Origin of the sequence: Cupriavidus phytohabitans (assembly GCF_000426345.1) — a bacterium.
Taxonomy (GTDB): Bacteria; Pseudomonadota; Gammaproteobacteria; order Burkholderiales; family Burkholderiaceae; genus Cupriavidus.
In genome coordinates, this window is sequence record NZ_AUFE01000063.1 from 18149 (window position 1) to 29789 (window position 11641).

General features: G+C 66.6%; 8 protein-coding genes and 1 pseudogene. 5 read left to right on the top strand and 4 right to left on the bottom strand.

Annotated features, from left to right (window positions below; translation table 11 throughout):
* Positions 1-175 precede the first annotated feature (175 nt).
* The gene (locus K309_RS0128255) at positions 176-982 is read left to right on the top strand and encodes a lysozyme inhibitor LprI family protein (RefSeq protein ID WP_369796540.1); all 807 of its coding nucleotides are present in this window, start codon (positions 176-178) and stop codon (positions 980-982) included.
* Between the two features lie 309 nt (positions 983-1291).
* Here K309_RS0128255 and K309_RS37725 read toward each other — a convergent pair whose 3' ends face one another.
* A complete protein-coding gene (locus K309_RS37725) occupies positions 1292-2095 on the bottom strand; it encodes a helix-turn-helix transcriptional regulator (RefSeq protein ID WP_035878522.1) in 804 nt (267 codons plus the stop codon).
* A 950-nt stretch (positions 2096-3045) separates the two neighbouring features.
* Here K309_RS37725 and K309_RS0128265 point away from each other — a divergent pair.
* Complete coding sequence (locus K309_RS0128265) at positions 3046-3411, top strand: hypothetical protein (protein WP_029049493.1); 366 nt, start codon at positions 3046-3048, stop codon at positions 3409-3411.
* Between the two features lie 66 nt (positions 3412-3477).
* On the opposite strand, the gene K309_RS0128270 is transcribed toward K309_RS0128265, so the two are convergent.
* The gene (locus K309_RS0128270; protein WP_029049494.1) at positions 3478-4851 is read right to left on the bottom strand and encodes a tetratricopeptide repeat protein; all 1374 of its coding nucleotides are present in this window, start codon (positions 4849-4851) and stop codon (positions 3478-3480) included.
* Positions 4852-5135: 284 nt separating this feature from the next.
* Between K309_RS0128270 and K309_RS0128275 the strand changes: the two genes are divergently transcribed.
* The 3 genes from K309_RS0128275 (at position 5136) to K309_RS0128285 (ending at position 10240) form a co-directional block, all read left to right on the top strand.
* On the top strand, positions 5136-9074 hold the full coding sequence (locus K309_RS0128275) for an AfsR/SARP family transcriptional regulator (protein WP_029049495.1): 3939 nt from the start codon (positions 5136-5138) through the stop codon (positions 9072-9074).
* Between the two features lie 259 nt (positions 9075-9333).
* Positions 9334-9786 (top strand): PA2169 family four-helix-bundle protein, encoded by a 453-nt coding sequence (locus K309_RS0128280; protein WP_029049496.1) that lies wholly within the window; start codon positions 9334-9336, stop codon positions 9784-9786.
* Between the two features lie 286 nt (positions 9787-10072).
* Positions 10073-10240 carry a hypothetical protein gene (locus K309_RS0128285; RefSeq protein ID WP_232232521.1) on the top strand — a complete coding sequence of 56 codons (168 nt, stop codon included), beginning with the start codon at positions 10073-10075 and terminating at the stop codon, positions 10238-10240.
* 128 nt (positions 10241-10368) lie between these two features.
* On the opposite strand, the gene K309_RS0128290 is transcribed toward K309_RS0128285, so the two are convergent.
* Both K309_RS0128290 and K309_RS0128295 read right to left on the bottom strand, forming a co-directional pair.
* Entirely contained in the window at positions 10369-11262 is an 894-nt protein-coding gene (locus K309_RS0128290) for a universal stress protein (RefSeq protein ID WP_232232522.1), read from the bottom strand.
* Between the two features lie 132 nt (positions 11263-11394).
* A pseudogene (locus K309_RS0128295) lies at positions 11395-11641 on the bottom strand (IS256 family transposase); the annotation flags it as partial.

Below are 11641 nucleotides of genomic sequence, written 5' to 3' on the forward strand. Positions count from 1 at the left end.
AAGCCGATTTTGCCGGTGGCTCCATTGCACCGGCCAACCTTCGCATTCCGAGGGAGCGTTTATGCGCAGCACTGGGCACTCGGTGGTGATGGGCGTGGGGATTCGGCGCGTGATCCGGAGGTGGCTCCACGGGCTTTGCCTTGCGGCTCTGATATGTCCTGGTCTGGTGCCGGGAATGGAATTCAAGATCTACCACCAGCCACAGCTTGATCTGAGAATGATCATCGGCGAAGGGCGAATCCAGGACGGTGACGCAGAGAAGTTCCTCTCGGTCGCCAGAATAGCTGACCGTGATCGCGAAGGACTCGTGACCCTCGTCTTGAATAGTTCAGGAGGCAACGTTGAGGCCGCGTTCCGGATCGTCGATGCGATGGACAAGATCCGCGTCTATACAACAGTTCCGGATAATGCCAGGTGTGCGTCCGCTTGCGCTTCCATACTGTTTGCTTCCGGGGAACGCCGCAGCGTCGTTGGTACGGGGCTGCTTGGCTTTCACAGTTGCTACCGGCGGGATGGGAGGACCTATACGGAGGACTCGCTCTGCAACGAGATCATCGCGGCAAACGCAATGCAACGGGGGGTAACCCATGCAGGCATCAACCGCTTCGTCAAGCAATATGGTGCGCAAGACATGGCGTGGGTCGGACGCAACGTCGCTTGCAAGTCTCTGCCGGGGTTGTGCAAGCCGGGGCTTCTGGAAACTCAAGGCGAGACAAGGACTGCGTTGATGCGAAGTTTTGATTGCAGCCAGTTCATTTCTATTCAAACCCAGCTGATTTGCGGCGATGCGGAATTGGCGCGCGCCGATAAGGTCCTGGCAGGAATTTATCAGCAGAAGATGAAAGCATCAGCCAACAGGGCGCGGCTACGCGCGGACCAACGGGCATGGCTTCGTAATTCTCGCAACCTGTGTGCCGACAAGGCTTGTCTGCTACGAAGCTATCGCCTGCGCATTGACGAACTTAAGCACATGCGGTCGTGACGCCGACTCGGGAAAATCGGGAAGGATGAGAACGCCGTCGGGCCGGCCAAACGGCATGGGCCGACCCTACGGGCTCAGGCTGTGAATCAGCTCGTTACAGGGCCGCTGCCGGCTCTGCAAGGGCATTGCGGCCCGCAGGAGCAAGCGTTACGTTCGGCTGCCTTCTGGCAACCGCAGGTGCAGCTGGCGCCCGGGCAAGCGATGCACTTGCATTGCGATTGGGTGGTGGGATTCATGGCGATGCTCCTTTCTGTTGGAAACGAGTCGCCAGTTTGCCGTCCCGGATTGCGGGCAGCTTGAACGAAACGGCTAAGTTTCGGCTCGGACCCGCTGGACGCGGATTCCGACCGCCAGGACGCCGAACATGCGCTTGAAGGTGCGGGAGAAATGGGCGGAGTCGGCGAAGCCCCCGGCACAGGAAGCTTCGGTCAGGTTGTGCCCGGCAGCATATGAGGCGAGGGAGAGTTCAAGGCGCAGCCACAGCACGTAGGGCCGGAACCGGATGCCGGTTTCCTTCAGGAACAAATGGCGGAAACGTTCCGGGGAGAGATGGACGGTCTCGGCGATCTCGGTCATCGTAACCGTCTCGCCGATCCGTTCGCGCAGCACTTCAATAGCGCGCTCGATCCGATTGTCGAGCACTTTTGGCGGTGAAGCCAGGGCCAGGGTGAGCCTTGCAATCACGGCCCGGGCGCGGAGGATAAGGTCTTTGTCAGGGGCATCCGCGTGATAGGCGGCCGCGAGTGCCGCTGACTCGGCGGCGAAGGTATCTGGGGTCAGCGATGCGACTCCTGCACGGAAGCGTTCACGCAGCATCCTTCCTTCGTGTGATTCGGGTTCGGTGAAGATCAGCGCAATCAGCTCGCGGCGTGCCTCAAAGGCGTGAGGGTGATTTGCGGCAATGATCGCGGCTTGATAGGCCGCCCAGCCTTCCCCGGGACTCTGGATGCGCACCGGGCCACCGGAGAGCGCGAGCGTGACCTGAATTGCGTGATGCGCATGGAACCCGGTCTCCTCTTCCGCATGACCAATCCAGATGCTTCCGCCGCGCCAGAGCACGATCCGTCCGGTTCCGAAAAGCTTTGGACCGCTTCCGCGTCGTCCGTTGGTCATCGCTTCACCCTGCGCGCAGATCACTATGCCTGATTCGCTTTCATTGTGGACCTTCTGGATTTTGACTGGTCCTGACTCCCGACTCCCGACTCCGATCGGATAGTGATTCCTAAGTGGCTCTCGTGTGTGCATCTTAGCCGTGCCCGCATCCAATGGCGCGGCCGTCAGCGCGCCTCTGCATAGCAGGCCAGGGTGGCGCTCAGCGCGCGCGCATTCCATACTAGAAATGGTGCCCGCCTCCGGACCACGGGTTCATGCCGAGCGCTCGTTCCGAGTGAAGCGTGAAGGGCGCCAAAAAGGGCAAAGGGGCCAAAGCTAATATGAAAGCGCTAGGCGTGCTTTTCGGCATATCAATGGCGGCTGGGTTTGCTCCTCACGCCGGAGCCGTTGGATGCCAATATGATATGCAGTGCAAAGGGGAGCGCATCTGCGAGAACAGCCAGTGCGTTACTCCCGGCGCACAGGAGCGGAACGTCGAGCAAGCCACCAGGCGCACGGCCCCGATGGCCCCCACAGCCCCCGCGGCCCCAAAAAGCGTTCCAAGACTTGAGCAACCCGCCACGGCTTCGCCAGCAACGAGGAACGTTCCGGCGCCTGCGCCATCTCCCAAGGCTGCGCAAGTGACGAACAAGTTTCCAGCCCCTCAGCAGCCCGCGCCGGCCGGGCGTTCCGCCATGGTTTCCCCGACAGTGGCTAATTCCCCGGCGCCTTCGACGGAATTTCGTTTCTGCTGCACCAAGGTCGGAAGATTTCCCATCGACCCGGAAGCGAGTGCGGAGGGCCCCCTCACGCAAGGCGATGCTTGTCATGGGATAACAAGCTATGGGACGCCGCTCCCTGGCACGCCCTGTCATTGAATTGAAATGGTCCTCGCCCTGCCCACGCGAACCGCATCGCGCCAGCACGCGATGGGATGAAAGGCCGTGCCTGAGCCGGGAAAGGAGCGTGTCATGCCTGCAGCACTTCGATCCTCGCTTTGCCAACTCTTCATCGCCTGCTGCCTTGGCATCGCGGCCTGCGGAGGGGGCGGGGAAGACGAAGGCAATGACGGCACCGGCTCGCTGACGATCTCGATCTTCGGCCTGCCGTCAGGAACGTCGGCGGCCATCACGGTATTGGGGCCCGGCGAGTTCCGCCAGACCGTTACCCAGCCGTCCACGCTGTCCAACCTGGTTGCTGGCAGCTATACCGTCGTTGCCGCCGACGTGCTGACGGGCAGCGCGCTCCTGAAACCGCAGCCGCCGTCGCAGACGGTGGGGGTGGCCGCGGGCGCACGTGCCGTGGTCACCGTGGCTTATGGTCCACCGGATGCGTAACGGTTGTCGCTGACTCAGGACACCGTCGGGCTCTCCGCACCATCCCGCACACATCCCGCACCAGCCCTATGCCGCCTTCACGGCCGCCGCGTCCCGCGTGCCGTCCGCCGCTTCGCGCTGCAGCGCGGAGGCACGCTGCACCAGCTTGCTGAGGCTGGGGTTCATCGGCTTGAGCTCCATGCGCTCGGCCGCCAGCGCGCAGGCCAGGTTGGCGTGCTCGCCGCGCAGCGCCGCCTCGATCAATGTCAGGTTGATCAGGTCGCGCTGGGCATGGCTGCCGCCGAAGCGGTGCGCGATCTGGCGTACCGGCATCAGCAGTTCGATGGTGCGATCGTAGTCGCGCCGCGAGAAGGCGATCAAAGCCTCGGTCACCGGCAGGCCGACATCGCGCGTCATCATCGCGTTGCAGCCGCCTCCGGCGGCCGCGGCGCGCATGCCGGCGAGCAGGGCGGCGAGCGCGTCATCGCGCCCGGCGCACAGGAAGGCCATCGCCGCATGCGTGTCGTTGAAGGCGTAGTACCCTTGCGCGCCGCGTGCCTGCCAGGTGTCGGCCAGTTCGTCCCAGCGCGAGCCCACGTCGATGCCGCGCAAGTGCAGGCGCCACAGCATGGCGCAGCCATCGATCAGTTCCAGTGCGACCGAAGACTGGTTCTCGCGGATGTGCGCGTCGTAGATGTCCAGCACCTGCCTGGCGTGGCCAAGCTCCAGATGGAACAGCGCCAGGTGCCACCAGTTGTGCACGGCCATCATGTTGTCTTGCGACCAGTCGCCGGCACGCCCGCTCAGCCAGTCGATGCCTTCGTCCTGGCGGCCTTGCATTTCCATCACGTGGGCCACCGCGTGGATCGCCCAGGGATCGCGTGGGTTCAGTTCCAGCGCGAAGCGGCCGCGTTCCTCGGCCTGCTCGTACCGGTGCGTTTCCTCCAGGCCGAAGGCATGCATGCCAAGCACATAGCCGAAGCCCGGCACGCGGGTGTTCCAGTGGGGCAGCACCTGGGCGATGCGGTCGCGCAGCAAGGTGGACTGCCCGAGCAGGAAGTCCCCGATATGGGCAACCTGCAGCGCCAGGCTGTCGCGCGGGTAGTCGATCACGATGCCGCCATAGAGCTGGATCGAGCGTGTGAAGTGTCCATCCAGCCAGGCGCGCGCCGCGGCAATATGCCGGCGCTCCCGCTCGTTCGCGCCGGCGGACAGCGCTTCGCCTGCTTCGACGCTTTCGCGCAGCAGCGGCGCTACGGCGCCGTCGCCGGCGGTGATCATCATCCCGGCGCGCAGCGCATGCCCCATCACGAAGCCGGGGTCTTCCGCCAGGGCATGGTCGATCACCGTGAGCGGGTCGCCGTAGTAGCCGTGCAGCAGTTCCAGGGCCGCCTCGAAGCGCTCGATCGAGCTGGCGTTGGTGCTTGAAACCGAAACACTCCGCGAATCAGTATGTGCCATGACGCAATCCTTCCAGTGTGATGGAGACAACCCTTGTCTCGACAAACAGCCCGTTAAAACAACCCGTTAAGACAGCCAGTCAATCCGCGCTGCGGGGATGCCGCGCGACCCGGGGGTTGTCCTGATACTAGGCAGGGGCCGTGAAGGGGGCCGGCAGTCCGGCGTGAAAGAATCGTGAAAGTTGCCGTGGGCCAGAAAGTAACGGCTACATGCCTTCGCGGCTGCGGGCGCAGCGCAGTCCTTTGCCGTCGCCTATAAAGGATGGGCTTGCCAGTTTCCCTCCCATGACCCGCGCCCGTCTCGACCTGTTCGGCGGTTTCCAGCTCAGTTCCGCCGACGGCACGCCGATCCCGCTGACGGCGCGCAAGGCGCGCGCCGTGCTGGCGTACCTCGCACTGGCCCAGGGGCGTGCCCAGCCGCGCGACAAGCTGGCCGCGCTGTGCTGGGCGGAGAGCAACGCCGAGCAGGCGCGCAGCAGCCTGCGCCAGGCGCTGAGCGCCTCACGCCGGGCGCTTGACGATGCGGGCACGCAGGGCCAGCACGTGCTGCTGGCGGAAGGCGACTGCGTGACGCTGGTCGGGATCACGGTCGACGTCTGCGAGTTCGAGCAGTGTGCCCGTGAAGCCACGCCGGCATCTCTGGCCCGCGCGGCGGACCTGTACCGTGGCGACTTGCTGGAGGGCTTCCATGCCGCTGCGCCGGCCTTCGACCACTGGCTGGCGATCGAGCGCGAGCGCCTGCGCGGCGTGGCGCTGGGCGCCCTGGCGAAGTTGCTGGCCCACCACGAACAGGCCGGCGCGACCGATCTTGCCATCGCCTGCGCCACGCGCCTGCTTGCGCTCGACCCGCTGCAGGAGGGCGTGCACCGGGTGCTGATCCGGCTGTACGAGCGGCAGGGCAGGCAGGCCCTGGCACTCAAGCAATACCGCCTGTGCCGTGCGGCGCTGCAACGCGAGCTCAGGGTGTCGCCGGAACCGGAGACCGAGGCGCTGTACCAGGCCATCCTGCGCGCGCGGCGCGAGCCGGCGGCAGGCGGCCTGGGTGGCGACGACAGCGCCGGCGCCGGGCAAGCAGCGCCAGGACCGGACGCGGCCCCACCCACTGCCATGCTGGCAGCCGCCTTGACACCCGAGCCGCAGTTGCGCCACGCGGTGGTACTGGTGGCCAGCCTGGAGGAGGAGGGCGCCGGCGGTGCGCTGGAGCCTGAGCAGCTGCACCAGGCCCTGGCCTGCTGGCGCCAGCAGGCCAGGGCCCTGGCGGGCGCCTGTGGCGGCCACATTACCGATGAGATCGGCACCCGGCTGACCATCGTGTTTGGGGTGCCGGTGGCGCACGGCAACGACGCCGAGCGCGCGCTGCACACCGCCGGGGCGCTGCATGCGGCGTTGGCGCGGTTGGCCGGTACCGCCGGTTCGCGGCTGCAGGCCCGCGTCGGCCTGGCAAGCGGGCAGGTGCTGGCGGCCTGTGGCGACAGCGACCTGACGCTTACCGGCGGCCCGGTCGGCGTGGCCTTGCAAGCGATGCAGGCCGCCGAGGCCGGTGGCACGATGGTGTCCAACCGGGTCTACCAGGCGCTGCCCGGACGCCTGGAAGCCGATTGCGTGGCCCGCGCCGTGCTGCCCGGTGCAGCAGAGCCGATCCCGCTGTGGCGCGTGCGGCGTTTCCTTGGGGTGGAGCAGGCGCCGGCCGAGCATGCCTTCGTCGGCAGGCACGCGGAACTGGCGCAGTTGGCCGGCGTGGCCGACAGCTGCCTGCGCTCGGGCCATGGCCGCGTCGTATTGATCCGCGGCGAGGCCGGCATCGGCAAGAGCCGGCTGGCCGGACGCTTCGTCGCGCTGGCGCGCGAACGCGGACTGGAGGCACACCGGGTGCTGGTGCTCGACTTCGGCGCCGGCAGCGGCGGCGATCCCATGCGCATGCTCGCTCACAGCCTGATGGGCGCCGCGCGGAGTCCCGGCGCGAAAGGCGGCAGCGCGGCTGCCATCGAAGCCACGCTCGCCGCCTGGCAACTTGCCGAGCAAGACGTGATGTTCGTGCGTGACATGCTGGAGCTGCCCCTGTCCTCCGACCATGCCGCCGCGCTGGCCGCGATGGACCCCGCCAGCAGGCAGCGCGGCGTGCAGCGGCTGATGGTGACGCTGGCCACCCGACGCAGCGCCGCGCGAGCGTTATTGATCGTGGTCGAAGACGTGCACTGGGCCGAGCGCACGGTGCTCGATTGCCTGGCGCAGCTGGCGGCGGCAACGCGCGGCCATGCGCTGGTTCTGGTGCTGACCGTGCGCCCGGAGCACGACCCGGTCGATGCCGCCGCCTGGCGCGCGACCAGCCAGGGCGCGCCACTGACCACCATCGACCTCGGCCCGCTCGACGATGCCGAAGCGCACGAACTGGCCGCCTGCTACCGGCAGGTCGATCCGGCAGTCGCCGCTTCCTGCATCCGCCGCGCCGAAGGGAATCCGCTGTTCCTCGACCAGTTGCTGCGCGGCGCCGAGGCGGGCGCTGAAGCCGGCGCCGATGAACTGCCCGGGACGCTGCAGAGCATCGTGCTGGCGCGGCTGGACCGTTTTTCCACCGCCGACCGGCAGGCGCTGCAGGCCGCTGCGGTGCTGGGCCAGCGCTTCAGCCCCGCTGCGCTGCGGCACCTGATCCAGGATCCCGACTATGCGTGCGAGCGCCTGGTCATGGCTGCCATGACCAGGCCGGAAGGCGACGACTACCTGTTCATGCATGCGCTGATCCATGAGGCGGTATACGCGTCGCTGCTCAAGTCGCGCCGGCAGAACCTGCACCGGCGCGCGGCGGCCTGGTACGAGGGCAGGGACCCGGCATTGATGGCCGAGCACCTGGATGCCGCGGGTGACCCCGGCGCGCCCGAGGCCTATGCTGCCGCGGCACGGCACGAGGCGGCGCACTTCCGCGGCGAGCGCGCGCTGCGCCTGGTCGAGCGCGCGCAGCGGCTGGACAGCGATGTCGCCTGCCGGCATGCGCTTGCCTGCCTGCACGGCGAACTGGCGCTGGACCTCGGGCTGGCCGCGCAATCCCTGCAAGCGTTCCGGCAGGCCCAGCCGCTTGCGAGCGGGGCGGCGCAGCAGGCCCGGGCTTGGCAGGGCACGGCGGCGGCCTTGCGCCTGCTCGACCGCCATGACGAGGCCCTGTCGGCGCTGCGCGAAGCCGAGCAGGCCGCCGCCGAACTGGGCCAGTCCGAGCGCCTGGCCGAGATCGAATCGCTGCGCGGCAATCTTTATTTCCCGATGGGCGACATGGACCGGTGCCTGGCCGCCCACCAGCGCGCCCTCGGCCACGCGCGCGCGGCCGGATCGGTGCTGGGCGAGGCGCGTGCGCTTGGCGGCCTCGGCGATGCCTACTACCAGCAAGGCCGCATGATTACCGCCCATGCGCACTTTGTCCGCTGCGTCGGGCTGGCGCGGGCACACGGCTTTGTCCGCATCGAATGCGCCAACCTGCCGATGGTGGGCGCGGTGGAGCTGTTCCGCAACCAGCTCGATGCTGCGCGGGCCAGTTGCGAGGAAGGGCTGCGCCTGGCGCAGCGCATCGGCGATGCGCGCAGCGAGATGCTGGCCCACGACGTGATGACGTCGACCGCGCAGCTGGCCGGCGACTGGCGGCAAGCCGAAGCGCACGCGCGGCTGGCCCTGGCGCTGACGCGTCGGCTGGGCGCACGGCGCTTCGAGGCCGAGGTGCTGGCGCGGCTGGGCCTCGCCCTCGGCGCGCTCGGCCAGGTGCAGGAAGCCGAGGCACTGCTCGACGAGGCGCTGCAGCTGAGCCATGCCAGCGGGCTGCGCTACTCCGGACCCACCGTGCTGGGCTTCCTGGCACGCACCACACGCGATCCCGGCCGGCAACTTCACGCCTTGCGGCAGGCCGAGGCGATCCTGGCGCAAGGCTGCGTGAGCCATTGCCATGTCGACCTGCTGGAAGCCGCGATCGATGTTTCCGTGTCGTTGCGGCGCTGGCAGGAAGCGGATCGCTACCTTGCGGCGCTACAGGATTACATGCGGCCTGAGCCGTTTCCGTGGGGCGACTTCCTGATCCGCAGGGGCCGCGCCCTGATCAATGCCGGACAGGAAGAGGAGGGGGGCGGCACGCCGGCGCTTCAGGAAAACCTGCGCCAGCTCAGGGACGAAGCGCATGCGGCAGGCCTGCATGCGTCCCTGGGTGCCATCGATGCGGCACTGGAGCGGCTCGCGGCAGGGCGCTATTAGTCCGGCGGCCGGCAACATCACCGTTACAAAACCGGATTCTTGGCAGGTCGACCCATGGTTGAAATGCGCCATGCGCCTGAGTTTCTATCTCATACGAAAACTCGCGCCTAAACTTCTTATCAGGTTCGTCACCTAGAAAGAGGAGGCGACGGCAGGCATATGTCGCCGCCTGCGCGCCAGCGCCGCTGCGGTTCCCGATTGGCAATCTGGCGATTCGCGCAAACGCCGGCCTCGCCGGCTGAAATGATGGGAGAAAGCCATGGCCGAAACCCAACAACTAAGTGTCCTCGCCCTGAACCAGCTGATCGAGGCTGGCAAGGACAGCGAACTGGCCTGCACCAGCGGCGCCAATAATGTGCATGATACGCAACTTCGCGACATTCTCGCCAGCACCGCGGAATCCTGCCGCGGCTCGGTGCGGGAATTGCAATCGATGGTCAGCGCCATGGGCGGCAACCCGGCCGACCGCGGCAGCATGCAAGGCACGCTGTTCCGCGGCTGGATGGCGGTGCGCCACATGCTGCAGCCGAACAACGACGATGCGATCCTGGGTATGTGCGAGCACGAGGAAGAAGCCGCCAGGCGCGTGTATCGGTCGGCCATGATGAAGCCGCTGCCGCCGGAAGCCAGCGCCATGCTCCAGCGCCAGTATGACGACCTGATGCAACATCACGGCCGGATCCACGCCATGCGCGGCATGCAGATTCACTGAGATCCATTTGCCGGATGCAGTCTGGGCGCGCGGGCCGGATATGGAGCAGCAGGCCGGCCGTGCGTCCGCGGGTCGGTCAGTTATTTAACATAACATACATTATGCGCAACAAATGGAGTTTTGTGCCCGTCATGATGGGCTCGTAGGTCTACAGGGAACCAGCACGTGGTAGCGCCCCCCATTTTCCTGGAGGCAGGATGTGACTGAAACAAGACGTTCGTACAAAGGGTTTCACGTTGTCCTATGCGTGCCGGGCACCGTCGAACCGGGCAGGCCCTGCGGTCGCGTGGATCTCACCGCGCCAGACGGTGGTCTCGGCATCCGCTTTACGCCAGACTGGCCTGACCCGCCCGCCAGCCTGCAACAGGCCGAAGAATGGCTCTTTGCCTATGCGGCAGGCATCGTCGACTGCGAGCTGGCCGGAGGTGTTGGCATCGACCTGCACTACGATTAGGCTTGCGCCGGCATCGAAGTACAGGCTGCGCGAAGCGCGACCAGCGTGGTGGCTGCACGCATGCGCCGTACTGGGCGGCGGGCCCGGACGAGGACGTGAAATGCGTGACGCCGTGGCAAATATCCTCGTCAGTGCGACATGAAGACCGGGAAGGCAGACTGGCGTAGCAGGCAGCGGGTCGATCCTCCTAGCACGAGCTCGCGCAGGCGCGAGTGGCCATAGCCGCCTGCAACGAGCAGGCCGGCCTGCACGGCGTCGACAAGCCGCGGCAGCGCCTCATCCGGGTCACCCTGCTCCACATGCAGGTCAGCCTCGACGCCGTGGCTAGCCAGCCAGGCCATGAGGCGCTGCCCGCTCTCGTGGCTCGCGTCGCTTTCATGGGTTTCGTGAGCCTGCGGCTCACGGCTTTCGTTCGCCGTCGCAACCACCAGGACAGACACGGCGGCGGCACGCGCCAGCCATGGCATCGCATCCGCTACCGCCCGGGCGGCCGCCCGCGAGCCATTCCACGCTATCGCGACGCGGCCTTCCAGGGTGACGCTGGCCAGCCCCGGCAGTAGCAGGATGGGCCGTCCCGCTTGCAACATCACATACTCGGCAACGCCCGGCAGTCCGATGGGAATGTCGGTGTGTACGGAGGGCGGTCCGGGCAGGATAAGGTCGGCGAAACGGCCGTGTGTAGCCAGCGCCCAGCCGGCTTCAGCTTCAACCACGACATGCCGCGTTGGAATCGCCGGCGAGACTCGCCCCACCCACTCCCGCAGCGCTTCATGTTGTCTCGCAGCCAGGTGCTGGAGCTTGTCCCGTGCGAGGGCGGCATATCGTCCGGCCTCTTCCCCTGCACCGCGAAACGGCTCCAGTTGCGTCCCGGTTGCCGTGAGTCCGACCACGCTGCCGTCGAATGCCGCCGCAACCTGCGCTGCGCTCTCGACGCGCGCCGCACACGCCGGCCCATCGGTCAGGTCGACAAGGATCGTCTTGAAATTCATGGTGTGGGCCTGCTGGTTGTGAAGGATCTGCATGCTTTGATTCACCGAGCCGATACGACGCGGCCGCCCGTGGCCATGCCGCTACCAGCAAGGATGATCTTAGGACTGCGATCCTGGTTGAGATAAAGTCAAATCTGGTGTACGAAGGTTGATCGTGGCCGGTTCTCAGGCGGCGAGTTTCTGCTGATCCGGCGGATTGTCTTGCGCCGGGGCACCGTCCTTGAAGGGAATGCCCTTCAAGAGCAGTTCGATGTGTTCGGCACCGTTGATGCGGCGCCAGGTTTTCTCGGCTTCCTCGATCAGCTTGAAGGCCAGGCCAAGGAAGGTCGCTCGTGACACACAGTTGCGCGTGCGCGTCGTGCGGTGACGCACAGTCGCGAAGGTCGACTCAATCGCGTTCGTCGTGCGGATG